The sequence below is a fragment of the Jeotgalibacillus sp. 10bf12 genome (assembly GCF_055597105.1).
The window spans coordinates 338,308-363,177 of sequence record NZ_CP200276.1 but is presented as its reverse complement, the minus strand read 5'-3'; the positions used below and the strand labels follow the sequence as shown (position 1 = coordinate 363,177).

General features: G+C 43.9%; 26 protein-coding genes. 9 read left to right on the top strand and 17 right to left on the bottom strand.

Features of this window, described 5'->3' with window-relative positions:
* Nucleotides 1–81: 81 nt before the first annotated feature.
* The 3 genes from DH10bf12_RS01670 to DH10bf12_RS01660 form a co-directional block, all read right to left on the bottom strand.
* Complete coding sequence (locus tag DH10bf12_RS01670) at nucleotides 82–324, bottom strand: hypothetical protein (RefSeq protein WP_471736893.1); 243 nt, start codon at nucleotides 322–324, stop codon at nucleotides 82–84.
* 140 nt (nucleotides 325–464) lie between these two features.
* Nucleotides 465–1,319, bottom strand: coding sequence for a zinc transporter ZupT (gene zupT / locus DH10bf12_RS01665; protein ID WP_471736892.1), 855 nt, complete (start codon nucleotides 1,317–1,319; stop codon nucleotides 465–467).
* Between the two features lie 296 nt (nucleotides 1,320–1,615).
* The gene (locus tag DH10bf12_RS01660) at nucleotides 1,616–2,755 is read right to left on the bottom strand and encodes a zinc-dependent alcohol dehydrogenase (RefSeq protein WP_471736891.1); all 1,140 of its coding nucleotides are present in this window, start codon (nucleotides 2,753–2,755) and stop codon (nucleotides 1,616–1,618) included.
* Nucleotides 2,756–2,917: 162 nt separating this feature from the next.
* On the opposite strand from DH10bf12_RS01660, the gene DH10bf12_RS01655 reads away from it, so the two are divergent.
* The 3 genes from DH10bf12_RS01655 (at nucleotide 2,918) to DH10bf12_RS01645 (ending at nucleotide 5,546) form a co-directional block, all read left to right on the top strand.
* On the top strand, nucleotides 2,918–3,259 hold the full coding sequence (locus tag DH10bf12_RS01655; protein ID WP_471736890.1) for a hypothetical protein: 342 nt from the start codon (nucleotides 2,918–2,920) through the stop codon (nucleotides 3,257–3,259).
* Nucleotides 3,260–3,330: 71 nt separating this feature from the next.
* Nucleotides 3,331–3,894, top strand: coding sequence for an NADPH-dependent FMN reductase (locus DH10bf12_RS01650; protein ID WP_471736889.1), 564 nt, complete (start codon nucleotides 3,331–3,333; stop codon nucleotides 3,892–3,894).
* Nucleotides 3,895–4,223: 329 nt separating this feature from the next.
* Nucleotides 4,224–5,546, top strand: a complete 1,323-nt coding sequence (locus DH10bf12_RS01645) for a TrkH family potassium uptake protein (RefSeq protein WP_471738169.1) — start codon at nucleotides 4,224–4,226, stop codon at nucleotides 5,544–5,546.
* A 36-nt stretch (nucleotides 5,547–5,582) separates the two neighbouring features.
* On the opposite strand, the gene DH10bf12_RS01640 is transcribed toward DH10bf12_RS01645, so the two are convergent.
* The 5 genes from DH10bf12_RS01640 to DH10bf12_RS01620 all read right to left on the bottom strand — a co-directional run bounded on the left by DH10bf12_RS01640 (nucleotide 5,583) and on the right by DH10bf12_RS01620 (nucleotide 9,527).
* Complete coding sequence (locus tag DH10bf12_RS01640; RefSeq protein ID WP_471736888.1) at nucleotides 5,583–7,325, bottom strand: ATP-binding protein; 1,743 nt, start codon at nucleotides 7,323–7,325, stop codon at nucleotides 5,583–5,585.
* A gap of 160 nt (nucleotides 7,326–7,485) precedes the next feature.
* Nucleotides 7,486–7,611, bottom strand: a complete 126-nt coding sequence (locus DH10bf12_RS01635; protein WP_471736887.1) for a 3-methyladenine DNA glycosylase — start codon at nucleotides 7,609–7,611, stop codon at nucleotides 7,486–7,488.
* A gap of 342 nt (nucleotides 7,612–7,953) precedes the next feature.
* The gene (locus DH10bf12_RS01630) at nucleotides 7,954–8,388 is read right to left on the bottom strand and encodes a GNAT family N-acetyltransferase (protein WP_471736886.1); all 435 of its coding nucleotides are present in this window, start codon (nucleotides 8,386–8,388) and stop codon (nucleotides 7,954–7,956) included.
* A gap of 12 nt (nucleotides 8,389–8,400) precedes the next feature.
* Nucleotides 8,401–8,682 (bottom strand): hypothetical protein, encoded by a 282-nt coding sequence (locus DH10bf12_RS01625; protein ID WP_471736885.1) that lies wholly within the window; start codon nucleotides 8,680–8,682, stop codon nucleotides 8,401–8,403.
* 14 nt (nucleotides 8,683–8,696) lie between these two features.
* Complete coding sequence (locus DH10bf12_RS01620; RefSeq protein WP_471736884.1) at nucleotides 8,697–9,527, bottom strand: alpha/beta hydrolase; 831 nt, start codon at nucleotides 9,525–9,527, stop codon at nucleotides 8,697–8,699.
* 137 nt (nucleotides 9,528–9,664) lie between these two features.
* Here DH10bf12_RS01620 and DH10bf12_RS01615 point away from each other — a divergent pair, with 137 nt between their 5' ends.
* The 4 genes from DH10bf12_RS01615 (at nucleotide 9,665) to DH10bf12_RS01600 (ending at nucleotide 12,279) form a co-directional block, all read left to right on the top strand.
* Nucleotides 9,665–9,925, top strand: coding sequence for a DUF4190 domain-containing protein (locus DH10bf12_RS01615; protein WP_471736883.1), 261 nt, complete (start codon nucleotides 9,665–9,667; stop codon nucleotides 9,923–9,925).
* A 4-nt stretch (nucleotides 9,926–9,929) separates the two neighbouring features.
* Nucleotides 9,930–10,136 carry a hypothetical protein gene (locus DH10bf12_RS01610; RefSeq protein WP_471736882.1) on the top strand — a complete coding sequence of 69 codons (207 nt, stop codon included), beginning with the start codon at nucleotides 9,930–9,932 and terminating at the stop codon, nucleotides 10,134–10,136.
* Between the two features lie 260 nt (nucleotides 10,137–10,396).
* A complete protein-coding gene (locus DH10bf12_RS01605) occupies nucleotides 10,397–11,119 on the top strand; it encodes a CBS domain-containing protein (RefSeq protein ID WP_471736881.1) in 723 nt (240 codons plus the stop codon).
* The gene (locus DH10bf12_RS01600) at nucleotides 11,116–12,279 is read left to right on the top strand and encodes an alanyl-tRNA editing protein (protein ID WP_471736880.1); all 1,164 of its coding nucleotides are present in this window, start codon (nucleotides 11,116–11,118) and stop codon (nucleotides 12,277–12,279) included. The genes DH10bf12_RS01605 and DH10bf12_RS01600 overlap by 4 nt, the downstream gene beginning before the upstream one ends.
* A 40-nt stretch (nucleotides 12,280–12,319) precedes the next feature.
* Here the strand turns inward: DH10bf12_RS01600 and DH10bf12_RS01595 are convergent, their stop codons facing one another.
* From DH10bf12_RS01595 to DH10bf12_RS01555, 9 genes are all read right to left on the bottom strand, one after another.
* A complete protein-coding gene (locus DH10bf12_RS01595; RefSeq protein WP_471736879.1) occupies nucleotides 12,320–12,991 on the bottom strand; it encodes a GNAT family N-acetyltransferase in 672 nt (223 codons plus the stop codon).
* A gap of 764 nt (nucleotides 12,992–13,755) precedes the next feature.
* Entirely contained in the window at nucleotides 13,756–14,724 is a 969-nt protein-coding gene (locus DH10bf12_RS01590; protein ID WP_471736878.1) for a sugar phosphate isomerase/epimerase family protein, read from the bottom strand.
* A 154-nt stretch (nucleotides 14,725–14,878) separates the two neighbouring features.
* Nucleotides 14,879–15,916, bottom strand: coding sequence for a Gfo/Idh/MocA family protein (locus DH10bf12_RS01585; RefSeq protein ID WP_471736877.1), 1,038 nt, complete (start codon nucleotides 15,914–15,916; stop codon nucleotides 14,879–14,881).
* 9 nt (nucleotides 15,917–15,925) lie between these two features.
* Entirely contained in the window at nucleotides 15,926–16,948 is a 1,023-nt protein-coding gene (locus DH10bf12_RS01580; protein ID WP_471736876.1) for a Gfo/Idh/MocA family protein, read from the bottom strand.
* A 3-nt stretch (nucleotides 16,949–16,951) separates the two neighbouring features.
* The gene (locus DH10bf12_RS01575; RefSeq protein WP_471736875.1) at nucleotides 16,952–17,680 is read right to left on the bottom strand and encodes a ThuA domain-containing protein; all 729 of its coding nucleotides are present in this window, start codon (nucleotides 17,678–17,680) and stop codon (nucleotides 16,952–16,954) included.
* A gap of 181 nt (nucleotides 17,681–17,861) precedes the next feature.
* Complete coding sequence (locus tag DH10bf12_RS01570) at nucleotides 17,862–18,683, bottom strand: carbohydrate ABC transporter permease (RefSeq protein WP_471736874.1); 822 nt, start codon at nucleotides 18,681–18,683, stop codon at nucleotides 17,862–17,864.
* A gap of 12 nt (nucleotides 18,684–18,695) precedes the next feature.
* Nucleotides 18,696–19,973, bottom strand: coding sequence for a carbohydrate ABC transporter permease (locus DH10bf12_RS01565; protein WP_471738168.1), 1,278 nt, complete (start codon nucleotides 19,971–19,973; stop codon nucleotides 18,696–18,698).
* A 276-nt stretch (nucleotides 19,974–20,249) separates the two neighbouring features.
* The gene (locus tag DH10bf12_RS01560) at nucleotides 20,250–21,566 is read right to left on the bottom strand and encodes an ABC transporter substrate-binding protein (RefSeq protein ID WP_471736873.1); all 1,317 of its coding nucleotides are present in this window, start codon (nucleotides 21,564–21,566) and stop codon (nucleotides 20,250–20,252) included.
* A 21-nt stretch (nucleotides 21,567–21,587) separates the two neighbouring features.
* Complete coding sequence (locus tag DH10bf12_RS01555; protein ID WP_471736872.1) at nucleotides 21,588–22,574, bottom strand: LacI family DNA-binding transcriptional regulator; 987 nt, start codon at nucleotides 22,572–22,574, stop codon at nucleotides 21,588–21,590.
* Between the two features lie 467 nt (nucleotides 22,575–23,041).
* On the opposite strand from DH10bf12_RS01555, the gene DH10bf12_RS01550 reads away from it, so the two are divergent.
* Together DH10bf12_RS01550 and DH10bf12_RS01545 are read left to right on the top strand one after the other, a co-directional pair.
* Nucleotides 23,042–23,785, top strand: a complete 744-nt coding sequence (locus DH10bf12_RS01550; RefSeq protein WP_471736871.1) for a Cof-type HAD-IIB family hydrolase — start codon at nucleotides 23,042–23,044, stop codon at nucleotides 23,783–23,785.
* Between the two features lie 102 nt (nucleotides 23,786–23,887).
* Complete coding sequence (locus DH10bf12_RS01545; RefSeq protein WP_471736870.1) at nucleotides 23,888–24,715, top strand: aldo/keto reductase; 828 nt, start codon at nucleotides 23,888–23,890, stop codon at nucleotides 24,713–24,715.
* Nucleotides 24,716–24,870 lie beyond the last annotated feature (155 nt).

The window sequence follows — 24,870 nt, the reverse complement described above, 5'->3', positions numbered from 1 at the left end:
TTAATGTTTGAAATTGCAAAATATATAGGGAATGGTCAATAAAAAAAGAACCGGTCAATTGCACCGATTCATAGTTATGTATTACCACCAGTCGACAAATACAACTGCCAGAATAAAAGCGCCTGCCAAAGTAAAATCAGTATAAGCACCGGTTTTTGTCGCCTCAGAGCGCAGTCTTTCAAAACCGGTTAATATAAAGATTAAACTGATCGTTAAAATTAAATAATAGATTGGAAATAAAACATGACCTGAAAAAGCCGTGTATAGCGCAATCACACTTGCAGCAACGGCAAGCACCAGCCTGATAACCTTTAAAACAACCATCATAGATCCCCCGAAATAATATAGTTGGCAAAATCTGATAGATTCAGTGTAGCACAACACCTTTTCAAGAAACAGGTCAAGAAGTCATTCTTTTACAATCATGAGCAAAGAAAACCCCGGGAGAAATCCCGGGGGTCAAATTACATGAGTAAGATCAAACTTGCAGCCATCACAACCATACCGGCTACCATTCCGTACATTGCGTGGTGTGCTTTTCCGTATTCACGTGCTGCAGGAAGCAAACCATCCAGTGAAATAAAGACCATAATGCCCCCAACAGCAGCAAACACCAGTCCAAATACAGTATCAGTTAAAAATGGCATTAAAATCAGAAATCCAATTAATGCACCGGCAGGCTCTGCAAGTCCTGATAGAAACGAAAGCTTAAATGCTTTTCTTCGCGATCCGGTTGCATAATAGATGGGAACTGAAACTGCAATACCCTCAGGAATATTATGCAGTGCAATGGCAATAGCGATCGCAATCCCGACAGCCGGATCATCCAGTGCTGAAATAAACGTTGCAAGTCCCTCAGGAAAGTTGTGTATGGCAATGGCAAGTGCCATAAATACACCCATTTTTCTCAGACGCAGTGCATCGCTCTTACTAAGCGTCGCCTTTTTCGTTGCCTTAGCAGCAATCGTTTCTCCGCCCTCAGGATCCTGAGCCGACTCAACAAACTTTGACTCATGAGGGTTTCCAACAGTAGGAATTAATTTATCAATCAGTCCGATTAATACCATCCCAGCAAAGAATGCCATCACAGTAAATAATGTACCGGCCTGTTCACCGTGTCCCGAAGTCAGCTCATCCAGTGCTTTCGGAAAAATTTCAATAAATGAAACATAAATCATGACCCCCGCCGAAAATCCAAGCGTAACAGACAGGAAAGCCGTATTCGTTCTCTTTGCGAAGAACGCAAACATACTGCCCACACCAGTTGCTAATCCAGCAAATAATGTTAACAGAAACGCAAATATAACTGCTCCATCCATTCAGCATTCTCCTTTAGATTAAAATCATTCTAGTGATACTATATGATAAAAGTTTGTTTAGTGCAACTTTTTTGTGAGAGTGTAATAAAGGTTGCTGCGGCTAATATATGGTGTGATACAGGGGGACGGAGGTGAGTGTATCGAAATGGGGATTAATGTATAAAAGTGAACCGCCCGGGACGGAGTTAAGTGATCCACTTTTAGAATCATTCTATTTTTGACTCACACAACTCCGTCCCCGCCGTGCCGCTGTATCACAAAGAAAAAAGCCTGTGCAACCACACAGGCTCAAAACCTTAAGGCTTCAACACAACCTTAATACATTCATCTTCATGGTCATTAAAGATCTGGTAGGCTTCTTCAGCCTGATCCATTTTCATTCTGTGGGTGACGATTTCGGTTGGATCAAAGTCGCCGTTTTGGATCATATCGAATAGCCTCGGCATGTAATGGACGACTGGTGCCTGGCCCATTTTAATTTCGATGTTCCGTTCGAACATGTTTCCGAGCGGGAAGCCGTGGTACATAGAGCCATACACGCCGGTGAGCTGCATCGTACCGAATTTGCGGATGGCTTTCATGCCGATTTCAATGGCGCTGATTGTGCCGCCTGTCAAACTTAGCTTTTGTCCGATTTCTTCGACGGCTGATTTTTTACCATCCATTCCGACACAGTCAATGACGATATCCACGCCACCCTGGGTGATTTCTCTGATATGCTCACCCGCATCTTCAAAATTATCAAAGTTTACTACTTCAACGTTATTCATTTTCTGCGCTTTGAACAGACGGTAAGAGAGGTTATCAACTGCAATGACGCGGCTTGCGCCTTTCATCCATGCAAATTTCTGCGCCATCAGCCCGATTGGACCGCAGCCGAGAACAGCGACAGTACTGCCTTTTTTAACCCCGGCGTTTTCAACACTCCAAAGCGCGGTCGGCAGAACGTCTGACATAAAGAGTAAGGCCTCGTCTTCAAGTTCCACAGATTCAGGAATTTTAAGCGGCATAAAATTTCCGTATGGTACGCGCAGGTATTCAGCCTGTCCGCCCGGATGGTTCCCGTAACGCTCAGTAAATCCGAAGTATCCGCCTGTATCAAGTGACGGGTTCAGATTGGAGTTATCACACTGGCTTTCAAAGTCATTTTGACAGAAGTAGCATTCGCCGCATGAAATATTGAATGGAATGACAACGCGGTCGCCCTTTTGAACACTCGTCACTTCTGGACCGACTTCTTCTACAATCCCCATCGGCTCATGCCCGATGACATAATCTTTATGAGCAGGGAGGGCACCCTGATAAATATGTAGATCAGATCCGCAAATGGCTGTTGAAGTAATTCGTACCAGAATATCATCCCGCTCCTGCAGCTTTGCATCCGGAACCTCTTTGACCTTCATCTTCTTCGTGCCTTGAAATGTAACTGCCTTCATATTAAAACCTCCAGATAGAATAGAATAGCCGTGGCAGGGTTAAATGGGCGTCTATTTCCAAATTTACCCGATCTGAACAGATGAAAACTGATTATTGAAAAAACACCTTATAATGGTATGATTTACCTGTACAGGTAACTTGGTTTACATGGGGGTAACGATATGGAGAAAGCAGGGAAGTGGATCCAGGGTTTTGGAGGAGTTGTTATTAGTGTAATTGCACCTTTTATGGAAATTTATCTTGATTTCAACTTACAAAGGCTTTTACAAATCATTCTTCTAGGCTCGCTCATTACTTTGTGGGGGCTGATTCTCACAAAGGAAGAGGACAGGGGTTTGTTGCTCATCATTTTCGGTTGTTTAGGACTTGCCTGTTATATTTATTTGAACGAGCTATGGCTTGCGGTTGCAATGGGTATCTCAGGTGCTGTACTGACAGGACTCAATTATTTAATGAACCGGAAATCAGGCGGGGAAGAACCTGTTCAACTACATAACGAATAACATTCAAACAGGTAAAATAGCGATCGCTCTTTTACAATAAAACAAACAGGTCTTTGGAAAGGGATGAGCTTATGGAATCATTACCAGTCATTGTTGCCATGTGCGGCAGCCTCAGAAAAGATTCACTGAACCGCAGGCTGATGAACGAGATCACCCGGCAGTCGGAAGGTAAATGGGATGTGAAGGAAGCAGAAATTGGGGAGCTGCCACTCTTTAATGAAGATATTGAAGCAGCAGGAGATCCTGAATCGGTCCGTTCCTTCCGCAAAAAGCTGAATGAAGCAGACGGTGTGCTGATTGTTACACCTGAATACAATGCAGGTATACCCGGAGGACTGAAGAATGCACTCGACTGGGCATCACGTTCACCAAAGGAATTCTCAATCAAAAATCTGCCGGTTGCGATCGCAGGTGCTTCAAATGGGAACGTTGGAACTGCACTTTCACAAATGCAGGTGCGCCAGATTCTCACCAACATGAACGCAAATATCATGACCAACCCTAAAATCATCGCAAGCCGCTATCAGACAAAAATCGATCCGGAATCAGGCCGCCTGACAGATGAAGCGACTGAGAGGCAGATTGATAAATTTATTGATGGATTTACAAAGTTTGTGAGAGTTTTTGGGGAGTAGTTTGTAGTAATGACAAAAATGACTCGCTGGAGACGGAGGTGAGTACGCCATTTTTAGAATCATTCTATATTTGACTCACACAACTCCGTCCCCAGTGTGCCGGGTCCCTTAAAAACTGAGTTTCTCAAAACAAAAATCCGGGTATAGAAAAAGCAGTCAATGGTTTGTGAACCATGACGACATCACCTTTATGCTAGTTTGGCTCCCCATTGTCCATTGGGGGGCATTTTTTTGTGAGTTCACAAGAAATATTATCCATTTCCCTCCTATTGACAAAGCCTTCCATCAGGAGTATTTTATCGTCAATAAGGTGGAATCGAGGCGCTGTGATGAAGTTGAAAAGGGTGCAGTTGTCACCGCCGCAGTTTCTGATGGCGGGCTTTGGAATAACCATTTTGATTGGCACGCTATTATTGAAGATGCCGGTCTCGACATTTGAAGGGATCACCTGGTTAAATGCATTCTTCACGGCAACGTCAGCCACGACTGTTACTGGACTTGTGACGGTTGATACGGGTACTGTGTTTACGCTTTTTGGAGAGGCTGTGATTATGATCCTGATCCAGGTCGGCGGACTTGGGTTTATGACGTTTGCTGTGCTGGTGATTCTTTTTCTCAGAAAAAAAATCACGTTAAAAGAAAGGCTGCTGATTCAGGAGGCGCTGAGCCAGACCTCTATTGGCGGTGTTGTGCGTCTTGTATTGTCATTGTTTATTTTTTCGCTTGTCATTGAGCTTGCCGGTATGGTTTTACTTGCGACGGTGTGGGTGCCTGAATATGGCTGGAGGGAAGGGCTGCATGTCAGCTTATTTCATTCTATTTCTGCGTTTAACAATGCGGGATTTTCATTATGGTCTGATAACCTGATGGGGTATGTTGGTGACCCGGTGATCAACCTTGTTATTACAGGCTTGTTTATATTAGGCGGGATCGGCTTTACTGTTTTGGTGGATGTCTATAAAAAGCCGCAATTTAAAAAGCTGACGCTGCATTCTAAGCTGATGATCGTTGGCACACTTGTGATCAATACCATTGCGTTGCTGTTCATCTTTTTTTCGGAATACAGCAATCCGGCTACAATTGGCGATATGCCATTAATTGATCAGTTTTGGGCTTCCTATTTTCAGGGGGTAACCACAAGAACTGCCGGCTTTAATTCGCTGGATATCGGCAGCATGGAGACCTCATCAGTTTTATTTATGATGGCACTGATGTTTATCGGGGCCGGGAGTGGTTCGACGGGAAGCGGGATTAAGCTGACCACCGCGATTATTATTTTGCTGACGTTTATTACGTTTCTGCAAAATAAGAGTGAAGTGGCGGTATTTGGACGTACAATTAAAAACAATATTGTGATCAGAGCGTTTGCAATTACGTTTGCCGGATTTATGACCGTTTTTATCTGTCTGCTCGGGCTGACGCTGACTGATCCGCAGCTGCCATTTTTAGAGCTTGCATTTGAAGTGTTTTCAGCTTTTGGGACAGTTGGTCTGTCAATGGGGATTACAGCAGAACTGAGTGCGCCAGGTAAAGTCATGATCATTATTTTGATGTTCCTTGGGAGAGTTGGACCGATTACGCTCGCGTTTTCATTAGCAGCAATTAAACCGGATAAGGTTCGTTATGCAAAAGAGGATGTTTATACAGGGTGAAAAATCCAGAGGGCTTAATTCAGCACCCTGGATTTTTTAAATTGCTTCAGTAATATGATTTCCCACCGCAGCTTGCGGGAATGTTACGGTAATCGTCGTTCCCCAGTTGATTTTACTGTTTACCTCAATGTCGCCGTGATGGTCTTTAATTAATTTGAAGCAGACGGCCATACCGATGCCGGTGCCTTTTTCTTTAGTTGTATAGTACGGCTCGCCGATTCTTGAGAGACGGGATTTGGGAATGCCTTTACCGTTGTCGATAATACGGATTCGGATTTTGTCACCTGTCCCATCGACCTTAATTTTAATTTTGCTTTCCGGACCAGTTGCTTCAAGGCTGTTTTTCAGGAAGTTGATCATAATCTGTTTGAAATGTGACTTCTGAATATCAAGCAGTCCGTTCGATCTTAATAGGTTTTCGATTGAAATAAACTTGTTCTCTTTGATTGCGACAGACTGGTAGAGGAAGTGGATGTTTTCAAGTTCCTCTGCCACATTGATGATTTCGCTGCGGCTTTCCTGCTCATTTTTAGCTTCGGGCCGCGCGAGCAGCAGGAGTTCTTTCAGGACTTCTACGATCCGGTCGATTTCATCTAAAATAATATTTTCAAGCTTCGGATCGTCTGATTTCTCTTTTGACAGCTGGATCAGCCCTCTGACAGTTGTCAGCGGGTTGCGGATTTCATGGGCAATACTTGCTGCAAGTTCCCCAACAACTTTAGATTTTTCAGAGTCGAGCAGAAGCTGTTCATTCTGCTTTTGCTCTGTAAAGTCAACGCCGATAAACAGGGTATAGACTTCTTCGCTGTCGAGTTCGATTGTTTCGAAACTCCATTTTATATAGCGGATCTCACCAGAGCGCGTCAGCATTCGGTCGTGTTCAGGGTTTAGTTCACGTATCGCCAGTAACGCTGACAGATCCTGCTGTGACAGCTCTTCTTTGGATACTGACAGCAGTCTGCAGATTGAATCGTTCAAGCGGATAATCTGGTTGTTCTGATCGATCACCGCCAGATAGTTTGGGTTAATATCCATAATCTTTTCGAGCAGTGTGCGCTGTCTTGCCAAGTGGTCATTGGCCTGAAGGAGCATCATTGATTGCATGCGTACATATGCCAAAAACATTAATATGGCAATGATAATTGAGTTAAAGCTTGAAAAATATAATGGGAGCGGGGTGAATGCACTAAACACCCCATTTAGAAAAATAAAAATACCGCCAATACTGATTTGCATATAAAAAATTCTGAGTGAGCGGTTTAAAATACGGCTGGCTGCGACTGCGAAAAGGGCGGTGTTTGCAATCACCAGTACTGTATTGATTAGAAATGTAATATTCAGGTTTCCATAAAGCGGCATCATGTGTTCAGGAGAATACATTCCATCCTGGACAAAGATATAGCCGTCAATCCCTGCGTTCGTAAAATTAATCAGATATACGATGGCACTGATGATCAGCAGGAAAATAAATCCTCTGAATTTAAATATCTTTTTAAAGCCTGCAAGTTCAGGGCTTTGATTCACCATGACAACAGCGAGGATATACATCACAGGCATCAAAAAGATCGGTCCTGCTCTGAAAACCCTGAATAACCAGTCGATCACACTGATCGTGAAGACATCCTGGCTATATAATACCGCAATTCCCATTTGCCAAAGTGAGATCAGCAGCAGGAACACTGAGAATGCTTTTGTATGGATTGATCGTGAGTAAAAAAGTAGTGATATTGATAAGAATAACGGTATGCAGGCTAATGCCATTAATAAAAAGAATGCCATGGAAGGGTCTTCCTTTCCCGAGTTCGACATGCTGAGGTTGCATGTACACTAATAATGTCTAATTTTAGCAAATATACGCAGGTTTGGACACCGTGAACACCTTTTAAGACAGGATATGAACTTTATATGTAAAAAAGAGCCCCGATTCAGGCTCTTTCTGTTACCGGTTTTCCTTTGCGCTTTTCGTATGAGCCGGCTTTTCAGGGTCGCGCTGTGGCTCGATATCCTGACCGCGCTCTTTTTTCAGACGCTGTTCAACAGAATCATTTTTAGCAATCTTGTCCATCGTTATCCCTCCATTCATCATTATTTTTCCTGTTTTTTAAAAAACTATGCAAATGTGTTATAAAGGGGTGGTGTTAGGGAAAATATAACCAGTGTATTGTTAGTGGACATTGCAGAGTCGAAAGGATGAGTCGTATTTCCAGAAGGTTGAAATGCAGCAAGTGTAATAAATGGATGGAGCTGTACGAGGATATTTATCTGAAAGCAGAGCGCCCATCTGAAAAGAATCTACATAAAGGGATGTATGAACCTTCTTGCAGGGATTGTACGATTTCAATGAGAATAAATGACTTAGAAAAGAGGTGAAAGAAGGCAGCTGATGCCTGCTTTCACCTCTTTTGATTCATAGTTCTTTTTTAAATACGTAGCTCACTTTATCATAGTCCATTTTTTCTTCGTAAAAACGATGTGCATCAGTACGCTTTAGCCCTGAAGACAAGGCAACGCGCCCGTATCCTTCCTTTAATGCCCAGTCATGCACAAATTCAAGCAGTTTTTCGCCGTATCCCTCAGACCGTTTACCCTGATCTGTCACAAGGTCACTTACCCATACAAATCGTCCATAATATAAAGTAATCATTGGTTTAAAACCTGTCAGTGCGACAATCTCATTGTTTTCATACAGCGCAAAAAGTCTGTAGCTGTCTTGTTGCCGCGCTTCTTCAATGAGGGCCAGATAGGCAGTTTCATCTAAATGTGTGCGCAGCTGATTCATCACAGGAAAAGCGGCTGACATCTCTTCTTTAGTCGTTAATTCTTTTATCGTCTCTACCCTCATCAAATCCCCCGTTTAAACAGTTTCAGCATTCAATAGCATCATAAATGAAGCAAGTGAAACAATATTAATCATCGAAAAGACCAGCCCAAGTGTCATATAAATATTAATGCGTGGTGATACGATGAGCTGAAAAAACCCCATGATGAATGACCCTGCAAACAGTACTGCCGCTGCAATGGCGAGCGGCGTTGAGAATGAGGCAGGTGCCAGTCCGATCAGTATGACCAGCCCGGTAATTGCCGCTGTCAGCATTAAAAATAAAATGCTTTTTAATTCAGGACGTAAAAAAGACATCGTCGACCTCCTCTTTAAGGCGTAATCAGCCATTTGAAAGCGTCAGGAAATTCTTTTCTCCACGTAGACTCATGATGCCTGCCGTCCTTCACAATGTCAAACCGGAGATTTCCTTCAGGGAAACCGCTGTCAGTAAATGCGTCTGCTATTTTTTGAGCATCCTTCAATAAAAGCTTTGACCCTCGACGGCTTCTGACTTCGGTGTCTCCAATATTGATGAATACTTTATGAAGCAGTGTATGATGACCATTCTTAATCAGTTTTCTTAATGAATTGTGATCCTGCCAGACCATCAGTGAAAAAGCCATCACTTTACCGAAAACTTCAGGATATGTAATGCCCGCATAGAGTGAGATATACGCACCGAATGAACTGCCGCCAATCATCGTATGTTCAGGGCCGTTAAGCGTCCTGAATTCACTATCGATCCACGGTTTCAGCGTGTCTTTTAAAAAGGCAATATACTGTTCACCTTTTCCTCCGAAATGATGCTTCTGGTTTTTAAAAACGTTGTATTCATTGCTGCGCTCATCATCTCCATGGTCGATCGCAACGACAATGGCCTGATAGTCACCATGTTGTTGATCGCTCAGTTTTTCAAGCGTCTCATCCACACACCATTCCTCGCCGGTGGAAGTCGCCTGATCAAAAATGTTTTGTGCATCATGCATATAAAGCACGGGGTAGCATCTGTCGCTATTTTCATAATCCGGGGGCAGGTAAATCCAGATGTTTTTAGTCGTATCCAGTTCAGGTACTTTCATATCCTTTAAAATTCTGACGTCTCCGGTGATGGAATGGTTGTCATGTTTATCAAATAGATCCCGCCATTTTACAGCTTTCATAAGGTGCCCCTTTCAATCTTCATATCTAAAAGCATAGCATAAATTAGATGCGGTTCCTGCGTAAAACTGACGAAATTTAGGAGGATACTGAATCTTTTTCCAGACCTAATCGTAAATAAGATTAAGGAGCTGATCATATGGAACAGACAAATACACAATCAATCGTATCACTCACACTCGGAATCTTATCACTGATGGTTCCGTTTCTCGGAATTTTCCTTGGAATCGGCGGGATCATCACTGCGAACATTTCAATGAAGCAGATCGCCATTAGTGAGGAAGGTGGAAAAGGCCTTGCGATCTCAGGGATGATCTGCAGCATCGTCGGCCTGATCATTCAGCTGTTTACGATTCTCGCATGGTTCTTCTTTGTCGGGATCGCGTTCTTAGCAGGGTGATGCTTTGAAGGAATCAACACGTAAGAAAAAAGGGTATAAATATTGGTTTGGATTTGGACTCATGATTTTCACTGTTATGACGTTTGTTGATCTTGTAAATGATCAGGAAATTGTGTGGTCAGAGCATATCGCCATTCCACTGATTACTGTTGCGCTGATATGGTTTTTCGAATGGGCGTGGGATAGCAAGAAGTATGGGAAGAAGACGTAAGGTAAGCTGCTGTCTGGCTGGTTGGCCAGACAGTTTTTTTGAAATGTAGATAGGTCTATTATCACGATCTCCTGAACCACGCCAATTTTCTTCTGAACACCAAAGGTAATTTCATGAACACGCCTCATCATTTCAGGTACAAGGCCACTAATCTCCTGAACACCACCCAAAATCTCCTGAACCATCCTTACCACCCGCACCCCAAATAAGTGACCTCCCACCCCAAAACCTGTATCATAAATCAAAAAGGGGACACGACCATGGACTCTGCTAATTCCCGCGCTTTTCTGCGTGATTTCAATGAAATTGAAAGTTACTTGAAGACGAAGCATAACAAAGGCGACTATATGAGCTTTCAGGCGCTTCTGGATAAGGCGGCGCAGCGAAATGACCGGATTGTGAAGCGTTATATCAGCGATCTGAAAGAGATTGCCGAACTGCGTAATGCGATTGTACATACGTATACGAATGAAGTGCTGGCTGAGCCTACGCCTTATATCGTAAATCTCATTGAAGAAATCAGAAGTAAGCTCGTGGTACCGCCGACTGTGGAGCGTTTTGTAAAAGAAGTTGTAACGCTTCAGGAAGACTCGTCTTTAAAGCAGGTGCTGCACAATATGAATGAAAAAGCGTTTTCGCAATTCCCGCTTGTGGATCAGCACAACCTTGTGACGTCACTTGTGACGGATAGCGGAATTGCAAACTGGCTGGCGGCTCATCTGGACGAGGAACATGTGTCGATTAAAAATGTTCAGGTGAAAGACCTGCAGCCTTACGATAAAAAGAAGAAAAGCTATCGGTTTATCAGGAAAGATGCGAGTATGTACGAAGCCCAGGACCGCTTTTCACAGGCGGCTGAACGAGGAGAGAAGCTGGTCACACTCATTATTACTGAAAACGGAGCCAGCAATCAACCGATCCTCGGCATCATAACGCCTTGGGATGTCATGGAAACCAAAGAGAAAGGAAACAGTACACCATGAAATTATTCTACGAAGATGTTAACCTCCAAACCTTTCAGGCGAAGAAAATAGATGAAGGAACAGATGAGCAGGGACGTCGCTATGTTGTGCTGGATCAGACAGCCTTTTATCCGACAGGTGGAGGCCAGCCGCATGATACTGGTCTTCTGAACCAGGCACGCGTCTATGACGTAGAGGAAGTAGAAGGGGCAGTCAGACATTATATAGAAGGAACTGACCCATTGCTTGAGATCGTTCATGGTGAAGTTGACTGGGTGCGCCGTTTTGATCATATGCAGCAGCATGCAGGCCAGCATATTCTTTCTGCTGCTTTTGAAAACAACTTCAATTTGAAGACGGTCAGCTTTCATTTAGGAGAAGAGATCTGTTCCATTGATCTTGAGGCGGAGCAGGTCAATGAAGAAGTGCTCACGGCGGCTGAAGAGCAGGCGAACGAACTCTTGCTTGAAAACCGTCCGATTGAAACGAAACAGGTGAGTCAGGAGGAACTGAAGCAGTACCCTCTCAGAAAAGAAGTAGCTGTCTCAGACAAGATCAGGCTCGTGATTATTCCGGAAGCTGACTATAACGGCTGCGGCGGAACGCACCCAACGTCTACAGGACAGGTGGGAACGATTAAAATCCTTCATACTGAAAAACAGCGTGGACAGACGAGAGTTTATTTTGTCTGCGGGAAGAGAGTGAACAGTCAGCTTGGTGAAAAGCATGAAGTGATCCAGTCGCTGACAGCTAAAATGAGCGTGCCTCAGGAAAAGCTGGCAGAAGCTGCAGAAAGACTGCTTGATCAGAATAAGCAGCTTGAAAAGACAGTTGAAGAGCTGAAAAGTCAGCTGCTGAGGTTTGAAGCGGAGCAGTATAGTGGTGCTCTTGCGAAAGAAGCCTTTACTGACCGACCGATTGCAGAGCTGCAGAAGCTCGCTAAAATGATCATTGCCGGAGATGAAGAAAAAACCGTTCTGTTTGTAAATGAAACGGATGAAAAGCTTCAGCTGATCTGCGGACGAAGTGCACAATCAGAAAGCGATATGAATCAGCTGATCAAATCAGTTTTACCACTGATTAACGGACGGGGCGGCGGCAAGCCGGATTTCGCCCAGGGTGGCGGTGAGAAGCTGATGTCAGCAGAAGCGCTCCTTGAAGTGTGTGTTGAAAAACTGTAAATGTAAAAGAGGATGGCCATTTTTAACAGGCCATCCTCTTTTATTGTGGTGTCAATCTCTTAAAATACCGCTGATGACCATCATATACACCTGCAGACTCAAATCCGCGTGCCTCATAAAACCGCTTCAGCTTTTCGTTCTGCTCTACGCAATCAAGCATGAGTAATCCACCCGCAAACTGCTCCTCAATCCACGACAGACAGGCAGTGCCGATGCCTTCTTTTCTGAACGCAGGATCTACAGCAAGCCTGTGAAGATAGAGTGCGTCAGGGTCCAACCGGTCTCTCCAGATATGCTCATCCCATGAACCGGGCCCTTTTCTCAGAGTGAAAGTCCCGATCATCTGATCCTTTTCATAAATAGCATACGTATTTCCTTTCAATAGATCCTCTTTAATCTCAGAATCTTCACCGCCTGACAGCAGGTGGCCCCACTGCTGAATACCCTCGCTTTTTAACTTCCCGGCACAGTGCTTCAGTAATAAAAGAATTTCATTGTATCTGGCTTCAGTTGCTTTTTGGTACGTAATAACCCTGCCGCCTTTCATCATTGAAAAGTGCTGTTGCGCCTGCTTGGATGATGGCGTTTTTCCCCGGGTGAATCGTTTTCCGATCACTGACCGGTTAATTCCTTCAGTGACTGCTTCACGGATCACAAAGTATAAAACAGTGAAAGATATGACTGCACTGAAAATAAAAGCAATGATCTCCATTCTTATCCTCCTCTGCTTTGAGGTAAAGACTTTAAAATTCCTCCATTTATAAAAAAGGTAAATCGTTTTTTACTGATAAGTGTCTATATGATAAAAGTCAGAGCCCAATCGTTTGATGCGCTGTTTTCTTATACACTGACCTGCTCCAGGCTATCAAGCGCCTGTTTACTGTCGTAAATGCTCACATACTCTTAAAAACTATTACAAGAGTTTTCACGGTGTCAGGCCTGAAGCCTTCCCTTCATCTGGTTTAAATCTTGTGCCACTTCAACTTTTGATTTTATTTTACTCTAGGGAGAGGTTTTTGGCTATATGGGGGAGGGGAGGTTCAAGTTCGTAGAAAAATCGTCGTTGTTCTTAGAATAGACATGATGGTTCTTAGAAAAACCGGGGTGGTCCTTAGAAAAGTGTAATTAGACCTGTGTGCAGAGCACAAAAAATCTTCCCGCAGACGGAGTCTGGGGAAGATTTTTAAGGTTATTGTTATTAACGGTGTCCAGCTCCGACTCGCAGCTCCTCGAGTCATAAGCCACAAAGTGATAAAGGGAAAGTTCGCCCTTTTTCACTTTGCGTCTTATGCCTGTCGGAGCTGAACAAGCGCCTTCCGCTTTTCTTGGTGTCCAGCTCCAGCAGGCAGGGTCTAGTGCGGTTCCCTCAGCTCCTTAAGATAAGTCAACATCAGCTCACTGCGTTCGCTGTGTTTCCTTTATCTCAATCCGCTTCAGTCCACCGCATACGCCCCTAAACGCCTGCTTCCGCTTTTCTTATAGCCACCACATGTCATCAGGTTGATCTTTAATATTCACTGACTTCAGCGTCTGTACTGCGCGCTGGAAGCCTTCTTCGATGCTCATGATTGGATCTTCGTGTTCAATGCTGACAACGTGGTCATAGCCGTATGTGCGCAGTGCGCTGATGATGCGGCCCCATTCGTCTGCAGGGTGCCCCATTCCAACTGAACGGAAGCTCCATGCACGCGTCTGGATTTTGTCATATGTCTGCATATCAGTCAGTCCGTACATGTTCACGTTATCCTGATCAATATACGTGTCTTTTGCATGGAAGTGATGGATTGCATTTTCTTTTCCAAGAATTTTGATCGCGCCAACCGGATCAATTCCCTGCCACCACAGATGACTTGGGTCAAGGTTTGCTCCAATATATTCGTTTGTTGCCGCGCGTAGCTTCAGCATTGTGTATGGTGTGTGTACTGAGAATCCGCCATGAAGCTCAAGGCCGATTTTTACGTCAGCTTCTTTCGCAATTTCAGCGATTTCTTTCCAGTAAGGAATCAGTTTTTCTTCCCACTGCCACTTCAGGATATCACCGTATTCATTTGGCCATGGTGCTACGGGCCAGTTTGGATGCTTCGCGTCAGCGTCAGCACCTGGTGTTCCTGAGAATGTGTTGACAACAGGCACACCGCAAAGCTTCGCAAGCTTAATTGTTTTGCGTAGGGCTTCATCGCTGTCTTTTGCTAGAGCCGCATCAGGGCTGACAGGGTTACCGTGGCAGCTGAATGCACTGATTGTAAGGCCACGTGACGTTACTTTTTCAAGGTACTCTTTACGCTTGCCTTCATCTTCAAGAAGATCGTCGATCGGGCAGTGGTCATTCCCAGGGTATCCACCTGTGCCGATTTCAACTGAATCAAGACCTGAGTCTTTTACATAATCAAGCATGTCTTCAAATGGTTTTTGTGCAAATAATACTGCAAATACACCTAACTTCATATTAAAATACCTCCTGTAATAAAAGTGTAAGGCGCTTGGTCAACTGCGAAAAGCATAAGACGCGGAGCGAAAAAGGGCGAACTATCCCTTTATCGCTCAGTGGCTTATGACTCGAGCAGTTAGCGCCTGGAACTGGATATCAATACAACACATATTAAAACCTAATCGATTTCCCGGTCTCACTGCTTTCATAAATCGCTTCAATGACCTTGGATACGATCATCGCTTCTTCAGGCTTTACAAGCGGCTGCTGGTTACCGCGGCAGCTTTCAAGGAAGTTATAGGCCTGAGGAAGTCCAGGGTTCTCGTCATCTGAAATCCAGTAAGCTTCCTGATCAAGCAGCATACCGTATTTAGCCTGATAAAGCTTAAGCGGATAGACATCCATACCGCCTTTTGTCCCGGAGACAGTGACCGTTTCCTGATCATCAGCCAGGTTGGCTGCCCATGACGTTTCAAATAATAAGGTCGCGCCATCTTTGAATTTAATATAAGCAGTTGCATGGTCATCGACTTCAAATGTTGTCGGGTCAAATTTACCCCACTGGTTTACAACATCGTCCTGACGACTCAATTCATTGTAAGTTGCGCCTGATACTTCAGCAATTTCAGGGAAGTCCATCAGGTGAAGTGCCAGGTCAAGGAAGTGACAGCCAAAATCAATCAGGCTTCCGCCACCCTGCAAGTCTTTGTTTGTGAATACGCCCCAGCCAGGAACTTTGCGTCGTCTGATTGCCTGCGCACGTGAGACTAAAGGACGGCCGATTTCACCGGCATCAATAAAGCGTTTGGCAGCTACAGCTTCTTTTGTATGGCGGTAATGATAAGCGATCATCAGCACTTTATCCGCTTTTTCAGACGCTTCAATCATTGCCTTACATTCTGCAGTTGTCATCGCCATCGGCTTTTCACATAACACATGTTTACCTGCTTCAAATGCAGCAATTGCAATCTCTGCATGAAATTTATTTGGCGTACAGATTGTTACTGCATCCACTTTATCAAAAATCTTTTGATAGTCATCTGTGTGATAAGGGATCTGATAATCTTTTGCCACGGTTTTCGCGCGTTCTGCATTTACATCACAGACTGCCGTTACATCAACATCGTTTCCTAACGCAAGAAAGGAGGGGAGGTGCCGCGATACCGCGATGCCTCCGACTCCAATAATGCCGACTCTTAATTTATCCATATCGATCACCTACAGCTTTACAATCTGTTTGGATTTGTTAGATTCAAGTGCTCCTAAAATGACTTTCAGAGAACGTTTACCTTCTTCGCCGTCGATCAGCGGCTGTTTGCCTGAGAGGATCGAGTCTACGAAATGATCGATCACACCAGTAGAAACCTGGCCGCCTTCATCATTTGACTGGATCTTTCCAAGTGAAAGTTCTTCTTTCGTGCCGTCCGCTTTTTGAAGGACAACTGAATATTCAGGATCGTCTTCAAGGCGAAGGACACCTTTTTCTGCAAAAATGACTGTTGCATTATCTTCTGCAACGTAAGACCAGCTTGCAGCAAGCGTGCCGATAATACCACTTTCTGTTTTCAACACAAGTACGGCATTGTCATCTACTTCAGTGTTTTCTTTTGCACTTGTTTCGACCATCGCCGCTACTTCTGTCATTTCTTCACCTAGTATGTAGCGGATTAAATCAGTTTTGTGAACGCCAAGATCACCCATTGCACCGATAAATGCTTCATCCTTGTCAAAGAACCAGCTGTCTTTTCCATCAGCACTCCAGCCTTCAGGACCAGGGTGTCCGAATGCAGTACGGAAGCTGTAGATTTTACCAAGCTCACCTGAAGCAATCCACTCCTGTGCTTTCTGGTGTGATGCAACGAAGCGCTGGTTATGACCGATCATCAGAAGCTTTCCTGCTTTTTCAGCAGCTGCAATCATATCATCTGCTTCCTGCTCGCTTGTTGCCATTGGCTTTTCGCATAATACGTGTTTGCCGGCTTCAAGCGCAGCGATTGATACTGGTGCGTGCAAATAGTTCGGCGTGCAGACGCTGACTGCATCAAGGTCCTGTTTTACAAGGTCCTTATAATCTGTAAACGTTTGCGCAGCGCCGAATTTTTTAGCCATTTCTTTTGCGCGCTCTTCATTGATATCACAAATTGCAACGATCTCTACATTTTCATTAGCTGCATATTCAGCAAGATGACGGTGCTTTGCAATACTGCCGGCACCTACAACACCAACTTTTAATTTAGCCATTGATTATTCCTCCTTGTATCCTTCAAGCTTTTCGATCGGCTTTGCATTTCCGTAAACAGGGTAGTCACGCTTTGTTGGAGCTGCCCATTTTACGCCGTTTGCAATGACCTGCTGGATCTGTTTGTTATGGTAAGTCGGGTGAGTTTCATGACCCGGACGGAAGTAGAAGATCTTTCCGTTTCCGCGCTTAAACGTTGCTCCACTTCTGAATACTTCTCCACCCTGGAACCAGCTGAGGAAAATCAGTTCATCCGGTGCCGGAATATCAAAATGTTCGCCATACATTTCCTCTTCATCAAGCTCGATATACTCCCCAATCCCGTCAGCAATCGGGTGACTCGGATCAACAACCCACAGACGCTCGCGCTCATTTGCTTCACGCCACTTCAGGTCACAACCTGTACCCATCAGGCGCTTGAAGATCTTAGAGAAGTGAGCAGAGTGAAGGACGATCAGGCCCATACCTTCCCAAACGCGCTTCTGTACTTTTTCAACAATTTCATCATCAACTTCATCATGTGCAAGATGACCCCACCATAAAAGAACGTCGGTGTTATTAAGAACGTCCTCTGTTAAACCATGTTCAGGCTCATCTAATGTAGCCGTTTTCACGTCATAGCCGTGTTCAGTAAGCGCATCCGCAATGACGCGGTGAATGCCATCAGGATAAATTTCCTTGACTGCATCATGCTTCTTTTCATGTCTGAATTCATTCCAAACCGTAACATTCATAACTTAAAACACTCCTTTATTTATTACTGTAAAAGCATGATTAAAAATGAAAGGTTGTATATGCAACCGCTTCCTTTACTTTAACAGATTTATCAACTGAAAAGTAAATATTTGCACCGTTTCCTTCGACTTCAATCATAAAGAGGGCCGGGGACCTGATAGGGACCCGGCACACTCAGTATTATTCCTTTACCGAGCCTGAAGTCAGTCCGGCAACAATTCTTCTCTGGAAAATCAATACCAGTATAACAATAGGAATCGTTACAATAACTGTCGCAGCTGAAATATCTCCCCATGGAATCGTGAACTGACTCTGGTAGAACGAGATCCCAACCGGAACTGTACGCCACTCATCTGACGTATTAATTGTTAATGCAAATAAATATTCATTCCACGCTGCGATGAATACCAGGATACCTGTTGTAAATACCCCTGGTGCAGCAAGCGGGAAAATGATCTTTCTGAATGTCTGGAAAGGAGATGCTCCGTCCAGTTTTGCTGATTCTTCAAGCTCCCACGGAATCTTCTGGAAGAAGGTTGCGAGAATCCAGATTGCAAGAGGGAGAGAGACCGTAATATACGGAATCACAAGACCCATATAGCTGTTACGAAGACCAACAGCAGTAACAAAGTTATAGATTGGTGAGATGATCGCAATCTGCGGGAACATCGATGCAGCAAGGATAATTCCCAGGATCACGCCTTTAAATCTGATTGGCAGACGCGTCAGTGCGTATGCAGCAATCGAAGCAAATCCAATCGCAATCAGAGTTGTCAGCGTTGATACGACAATACTGTTCCACATATATCTGAAAAGTGGACGGTTTGTGACCGCATTTTCATAGGAAGCGATAGACGGATTGGATGTAAACCAGTTAAAATTATTGAAAATTTCACCCGGCGGTTTGATCGACGTGAGGAAAACCCAGATGAAAGGGAACATCACGAAAAATACAAACACGACGAGAAAAACATAAAAGCCTATTCCTGCACGTTTGTTCATCTTGATTCCTCCTTATCGACCCGTTTTGCCGGCAAACAAATCCGACCCGATGAATTTGATAAATAGTGTTGAGATGATCGCTACTGAAATAAATACGATAACTGATAATACTGAACCTGCCCCAAAGTTAGATTGAGAGAACAGGGTAATGTAAGCGTAAATTGAAATTGATTCTGTTGAGTTTGCAGGTCCACCGCCTGTCAGTACGAAGATCAGGTCGAATACGCGGAAAGCATCCAGCGTACGGAATAACAAAGCAACAAGAATTGATGATTTTAAAAGTGGCAATGTGATTTTCCAGAACTGCTGCCATTTACCTGCACCATCCACTTCAGCTGCTTCATAAAGTGAGCCTGGAATTGTCTGCAGACCTGCTAATAATAGAAGGGCCATATAAGGTGTTGTTTTCCATACATCTGCGAAGATAACGGAGAACATACCGCCGGCGCCTGTCGATAATAGCACTGAGGCATCGTCAATAAAGCCGAGTTGTTCAAAGTAATGCGCCACAATACCAGTCTGTCCGTCATACAGGAAGCCCCACATCATTGCAGCAACCGCTGTCGGGATTGCCCATGGAATCAGAACAGAAGCACGGACAATTCCACGTCCGACAAATGCACGATTGATCAAAAGGGCGATCATCAGACCAAGTACAAGCTCTACAAATACTGATACGACTGTAAAGAGCATTGTATTACTCATTGATTGCCACATACGGCTATCTGTCAGGTAACGCTGATAGTTGCTGAATCCGATAAAGTTGGATTCAATGACTGCTGTGTCAATCAAATTAAGTGATCCAGCTACATTTGCTGCCGTTGCAGAAAATTCCTCATCTTCTGCGTCGCTGGAGATATCAATCAACTGCTGACTCGAATCATCCAGAAATGCTTTGAAACCTTCTGCCCAGTCATTTTCGACTGAAGCATACTTCAGGTCACGGTCAGAAATTGCAGTAAAGGAGGCAATCATGCCTTCAACCTCTTCATACTGCTCTGCGAGACCATCCATTTCTAAAAGCTCAGCATGGTAAGCTTCAAACTGCTGGCTGATCTCAGCAGCAGCGGCTCCGGCTTCAGGGTCAGGCGACTGACCTTCTAAAGCCTCTAAATCTCTTGATAAGTAAAAATAGTCATTCGCATAACGCTCAAGATCCACATTCGAACTGAGGAAACGCTCTGATCTGGAAGGGTCATTCAGACGATAATCAAATAAACTGTTATAAAATGACTGCGCAACCGGCCAAAGTGTAACGAGTATGACAAGAATCAGAGCGGGCGCGACCATTGCATAACCAAGCTGCTTTTCGTTCAATTGAAACTTCAACGGTTTCACCTACTTTTTTCATAGAATGTTTTGAATCAAGAGAAGGGGAGGTGAAAAAACACCCCCCCTTCGTCCTGTTGTCATTCAGCGCCTTAAAAGGGCGCCTTACGCTTTTACAGATATCCAGCTCCAGCAGGCAGGTCCTCGAGTCATAAGCCACAATGAGAAAATGGGAAAGGTCACCCATTTCTCTCATTGCGTCTTATGCTTGTCGGACCTGAACGCCTGCTTCCGCTTTTACTCAGCCATTGCTGCTTCCATTTCTTCTTGCATGTTTGCTGCAGCTTCTTCAGCTGTGATGTCTCCAGCTAGTGCCTGTGAAAGCTGAACCTGCATGATGTCAGAAATACGTGGGTAGATCGGTGTTACCGGTCTTGGTACAGCATTTTGAAGTGTTTCTACAAACTGCTCGTTAGCAAACAGTGCAGCAGCTTCCTGTACTTCAGTCTCGTCATAAAGTGCTTCAATTGTTGGTGCGCGTCCACCTTCAACTGCACTGATTGTCTGACCTTCTGCACCAGTCATGAATTTAACGAATTCCCAAGCAGCTTCCTGGTTTTCAGAGTAACGGTTGATCATTGTCATCCATCCGCCAAGTGTTGCTGCGCTTCCTGCATCCCCTTCAGGAAGTGTTGCGAATCCTACGTTACCTGCAACTTCAGAAGCTTCTTCATCAGCTGAAGTTGACTGCATGTAAGGCCAGTTACGTGCGAATACTGCCTGTCCGCCAACCCATGCGTTATTTGTTTCAGTTTCCTGGAAGCTTAAGATATTGCTAGGTACGAAATCAGAGTTAACGATATCGATCATTGTCTGGATTCCTGCAATTGTTTCAGGACTGTTTACAACGACTTCGTTGTTCTCATCAACAACCTGTCCACCGTGAGAAGCGATGAATTCAATTGCGTTTGTTACCATTCCTTCATACTGATTCGCCTGCATGAGGTAGCCGAATTCAGTTCCTGCTTCACCCTGAAGCTCAGCAGCCATTGTCATCAGCTCGTCCCAGGTTGTAGGCGGCTCTTCTACAATGTCTGTGCGGTAGTAAAGCAGTCCGGCATCAGTAAATTTCGGCATTGCATACTGGCGGCCATTAAACTGACCTGATGCAACTGTACCAGGGAAGTAGTCGTCCATATTAATTTCATCTGCTTCGATAAAGCGGTCAAGCTCAAGTGCATATTGTCCCTGGGCGAATTCAGCCGGCCAGATTACATCTGCATCAAATACGTCGATTGAAGCATCCTGCGAACTGAACATTGTTACATACTGGTCATGAGAAGCGCCTGTATCTGCAGGCATTTCACGATATTCTACAGTAATGTTAGGGTTTTGAGCTTCAAATTCTTCGATCAATTTATCAGTTGCACCGGTTACATCAACACCGGCAGCATATGTGATCGTTACCTGCTCCTCAGTACCTTCATCTCCACCTGTATCTCCGCCAGTGTCTGTACCAGTGTCCGTTGATTCGTCGTCTCCGCTACATGCAGCAAGAAGTAAGCTCATTGTTAAAACAGTAGCACCGGCAACTTTTTTGTTCCAAAGTTTCATAAAGTAAAGCCCCCTTAGTTTTTAAGTTGATTGTCTTTCAATTAATTCCAAAGGTAGAAGAATGTCCTCTGCCTTGTTTTCACGTTTTCCTTCGATAATTTCAAGCATGACTTCCATTGCTTTTTCGCCAATGTCAGAAGTAAATTGGTTAATCGTTGTGAATTGCGGATCCATCAGCGTAGCAATGGGCTGATCATCAAACCCGACAACTGCAAGATCATCCGGGACGCACCAGCCATTTAGCTGGGCTTCCTTAATCATTCCTGCTGCCACCTCATCACTTCCCGTAAAGAAGGCAGTGGGTGGGTCATCCATTGTAGCAATGTGTCTAAAAATCTCTCTTCCATTCTCAACAGTAAAGACGTCTTTAAACATCCAGGCCGGATTTGGCTCTATACCGGCTTCTGTAATCGCCTTCAAATAACCTTTGCGTCGATTGACAGAAACGCTGCTGTCGTTTCCCTGGCAGTAACCAATTTTTGTGTGTCCCTTGTCGAGTAAGTGCTTTGTACCAATGTATCCGCCTTCTACCTGGTCGAGACGGACTCTCGTGACTGTTGCATCGGGGTCATATTCATTACAGTAAATGACAGTGCCGTATTTTGTGTAGGGCGCAATAGCTCCCCACTTATTCTCGGCGGCTGCCAGAATAATGCCGTCGACTTGTTTGGATTGTAGCAGCTGAAAATATTCTAATTCTTTTTCAGGACTGATTCTCGTGTTGCATAAAATCAGCTGATATCCATGTCTGGCTGCTTTTTTTTCCATCGCATCGACCAGCTGGCTGAAAAAAGGATTCACGATTCTTGAGATCAGTACCGCAATTTTCTTTGTCTTTATATTGCGTAATCTTTGTGCAGAAGAGTTTGGCACATAGCCGAGTTCCTCCATCGCTTTTTGAACAGCCTGCTTTTTTTCCTCACTGACGTACGGATGATGATTGATTACCCTTGATACGGTAGCCTGTGACAACCCAGCTTTTAACGCTACATCTTTAATGGTGTACACGCGCTGACCCTCCTATAGGAACACCCCCATTTGTGAAGTCGTATGAAATCGTTTTCACGACTAAATCATATAACATTATGAAATCGATTTCAATACTAAATAAAAAAATTTTAAAAATTCTTTTTATTCTGAAAATACAGGACAATTGAAATGGTTTTCATTAGCTTAAATAGGTTCAACTACCTGATGAAAAGGATTTCATATGTATTATTTATCAAAATAACCAGAAAGTAAAGGGCTATTTCTATGAAAACACGAAAGCGTATTCATGTCTATACATCTTTTAAAATACTATTATTAAAATAGTATTTTGGTGAACGAAATTATATTCGTAAATGCCGATTCACAAAGGGTTTTGGTCGATTTTAATGGCTGGAAAAGCTATACTTATATCCAGCTTCAGGCGCTAGCTGCGACAGGCGCCTTATACTTATATTGATACTCCACAGATTCGAAAGGGGATACACATGGGAAACGATATACGACTGATTGCGCTGGATATGGACGGCACACTTTTGAGAAATGATCACAGCGTTTCTGAAGAAAATAGAGCTGCGATTAAAACCGCACAAGAGCAGGGGAAGGCTGTCATGGTCAGTACAGGGCGTCCGCTTCTGTACGCTGAAGAAATTGTAGACTCATTAGAGCTCTCAACGTACCTGATCACTGTAAATGGCGGAGAAATATGGAGCCCGGATCGCGAGTTAATCGAGCGGACGATGATCGATTCTTCTCACGTTGAATTCATGCTTGAGATGGCATTGAAGCATGATACGCATTACTGGTCATCAACAGTAGAAGGTGTATGGAATAAAAACACCACCTTTCCAAAAAACATTCATGATTATCAGTGGCTGAAATTTGGTTTTGATATAAAAGACGATGAAGTACGGAAAACAATCTGGGAAGAGCTCTCAAAACGTCAGGAGCTCGAAGTGACGAATTCAAGTCTGACCAATATAGAAGTAAATGCTGCAGGAATTAATAAAGCAGCAGCAATACGGAAAGTCTGCAAGCGCCTGAATATCCAGATGGACCAGGTCATGGCAGTGGGTGACAGTCTGAATGATCTTGCCATGATTAAAGAATCCGGGATTGGTGTGGCAATGGAGAATGCGCAAACCAAAGTCAAGGAAGCTGCAGATTGGATCACTCATTCAAATGAAGATCACGGCGTGGCAGAAGCGATCAGACGCTTTGTGCTGAAATAATGTTTTATTTCTTTCGGAATCGGAAATAACAATGAATGTGACGTTAAAGTAGCACATGTATATACTTAATTTGAATTTTCAATTTCGAGAGGAGTTTTAAGCATGGATATCATTACATTAAATAATGGGCTGAAAATGCCTCAAATCGGACTTGGCGTATGGCAGGTAGAAGACCATCAGACAGGTGTGGATTCAGTTAAGAAAGCAATTGAAACAGGATACCGTTCAATTGACACAGCGATGATTTATAAAAACGAAGAGGCAGTCGGTCAGGGAATCCGCGAATCAGGTGTTCCGCGTGAAGAGCTGTTCATTACAACAAAAGTATGGAATGCAGACCAGGGCTATGACAACACTATACAAGCGCTTGAAACAAGCCTTGAAAAGCTTGGTCTTGATTACGTTGACCTTTATCTCATTCACTGGCCAATGCCTGAAAAAGATAAGTACATCGAAACATATAAAGCACTCGAAAAACTTTACGAAGATGGCAAAGTGAAAGCGATCGGCGTATGTAACTTTGAAATTGAGCACCTTCAGCGTCTCATGGATGAGTGTACAGTGAAGCCTGTATTAAACCAGGTTGAGTGCCATCCATACTTTGCACAGCTTGAGCTAAAAGAATTCTGTGCGAAGCATAATATCTTCCTTGAAGCATGGAGCCCGCTCATGCAGGGTGGAGAAGTCCTTGAAGACGACATCATCCGCAACATCGCAGAAAAATACGGAAAAGAGCCGGCACAGGTTGTGATTAGATGGCACCTGCAGTCAGGCAGCATTGTCATTCCAAAGTCAGTGACACCATCACGCATCGAATCTAACTTCGACGTATTTGATTTTGCACTGACTGCTGACGAACTGAAAAGCATTAACGATCTGGATAAGGGCGAACGTAAAGGTCCGCATCCAAATGAAATGAATAAAGAATAAATAATCGAATCGGGAGCCTGAGCGCTCCCGTTTTTTATGTAGAAGTTTTTTTGGGAAAGTAATTTAATGAAGGACATGACTTTGTAATCTAAAAATAAAACATGCTTTTCAATCAGCTGTAAAGTCTATCTAAAGTGAAGTGAATGGATTATAAC

Bases quoted from the DNA above. Each gene is read 5' to 3' on its own strand.
- DH10bf12_RS01670 (WP_471736893.1), bottom strand. From the start codon at position 324: ATGGTTGTTTTAAAGGTTATCAGGCTGGTGCTTGCCGTTGCTGCAAGT.
- zupT (WP_471736892.1), bottom strand. From the start codon at position 1,319: ATGGATGGAGCAGTTATATTTGCGTTTCTGTTAACATTATTTGCTGGA.
- DH10bf12_RS01660 (WP_471736891.1), bottom strand. From the start codon at position 2,755: ATGAAGGCAGTTACATTTCAAGGCACGAAGAAGATGAAGGTCAAAGAG.
- DH10bf12_RS01655 (WP_471736890.1), top strand. From the start codon at position 2,918: ATGGAGAAAGCAGGGAAGTGGATCCAGGGTTTTGGAGGAGTTGTTATT.
- DH10bf12_RS01650 (WP_471736889.1), top strand. From the start codon at position 3,331: ATGGAATCATTACCAGTCATTGTTGCCATGTGCGGCAGCCTCAGAAAA.
- DH10bf12_RS01645 (WP_471738169.1), top strand. From the start codon at position 4,224: ATGAAGTTGAAAAGGGTGCAGTTGTCACCGCCGCAGTTTCTGATGGCG.
- DH10bf12_RS01640 (WP_471736888.1), bottom strand. From the start codon at position 7,325: ATGGCATTCTTTTTATTAATGGCATTAGCCTGCATACCGTTATTCTTA.
- DH10bf12_RS01635 (WP_471736887.1), bottom strand. From the start codon at position 7,611: ATGGACAAGATTGCTAAAAATGATTCTGTTGAACAGCGTCTGAAAAAA.
- DH10bf12_RS01630 (WP_471736886.1), bottom strand. From the start codon at position 8,388: ATGAGGGTAGAGACGATAAAAGAATTAACGACTAAAGAAGAGATGTCA.
- DH10bf12_RS01625 (WP_471736885.1), bottom strand. From the start codon at position 8,682: ATGTCTTTTTTACGTCCTGAATTAAAAAGCATTTTATTTTTAATGCTG.
- DH10bf12_RS01620 (WP_471736884.1), bottom strand. From the start codon at position 9,527: ATGAAAGCTGTAAAATGGCGGGATCTATTTGATAAACATGACAACCAT.
- DH10bf12_RS01615 (WP_471736883.1), top strand. From the start codon at position 9,665: ATGGAACAGACAAATACACAATCAATCGTATCACTCACACTCGGAATC.
- DH10bf12_RS01605 (WP_471736881.1), top strand. From the start codon at position 10,397: ATGGACTCTGCTAATTCCCGCGCTTTTCTGCGTGATTTCAATGAAATT.
- DH10bf12_RS01600 (WP_471736880.1), top strand. From the start codon at position 11,116: ATGAAATTATTCTACGAAGATGTTAACCTCCAAACCTTTCAGGCGAAG.
- DH10bf12_RS01595 (WP_471736879.1), bottom strand. From the start codon at position 12,991: ATGGAGATCATTGCTTTTATTTTCAGTGCAGTCATATCTTTCACTGTT.
- DH10bf12_RS01590 (WP_471736878.1), bottom strand. From the start codon at position 14,724: ATGAAGTTAGGTGTATTTGCAGTATTATTTGCACAAAAACCATTTGAA.
- DH10bf12_RS01585 (WP_471736877.1), bottom strand. From the start codon at position 15,916: ATGGATAAATTAAGAGTCGGCATTATTGGAGTCGGAGGCATCGCGGTA.
- DH10bf12_RS01580 (WP_471736876.1), bottom strand. From the start codon at position 16,948: ATGGCTAAATTAAAAGTTGGTGTTGTAGGTGCCGGCAGTATTGCAAAG.
- DH10bf12_RS01575 (WP_471736875.1), bottom strand. From the start codon at position 17,680: ATGAATGTTACGGTTTGGAATGAATTCAGACATGAAAAGAAGCATGAT.
- DH10bf12_RS01570 (WP_471736874.1), bottom strand. From the start codon at position 18,683: ATGAACAAACGTGCAGGAATAGGCTTTTATGTTTTTCTCGTCGTGTTT.
- DH10bf12_RS01565 (WP_471738168.1), bottom strand. From the start codon at position 19,973: ATGGTCGCGCCCGCTCTGATTCTTGTCATACTCGTTACACTTTGGCCG.
- DH10bf12_RS01560 (WP_471736873.1), bottom strand. From the start codon at position 21,566: ATGAAACTTTGGAACAAAAAAGTTGCCGGTGCTACTGTTTTAACAATG.
- DH10bf12_RS01550 (WP_471736871.1), top strand. From the start codon at position 23,042: ATGGGAAACGATATACGACTGATTGCGCTGGATATGGACGGCACACTT.
- DH10bf12_RS01545 (WP_471736870.1), top strand. From the start codon at position 23,888: ATGGATATCATTACATTAAATAATGGGCTGAAAATGCCTCAAATCGGA.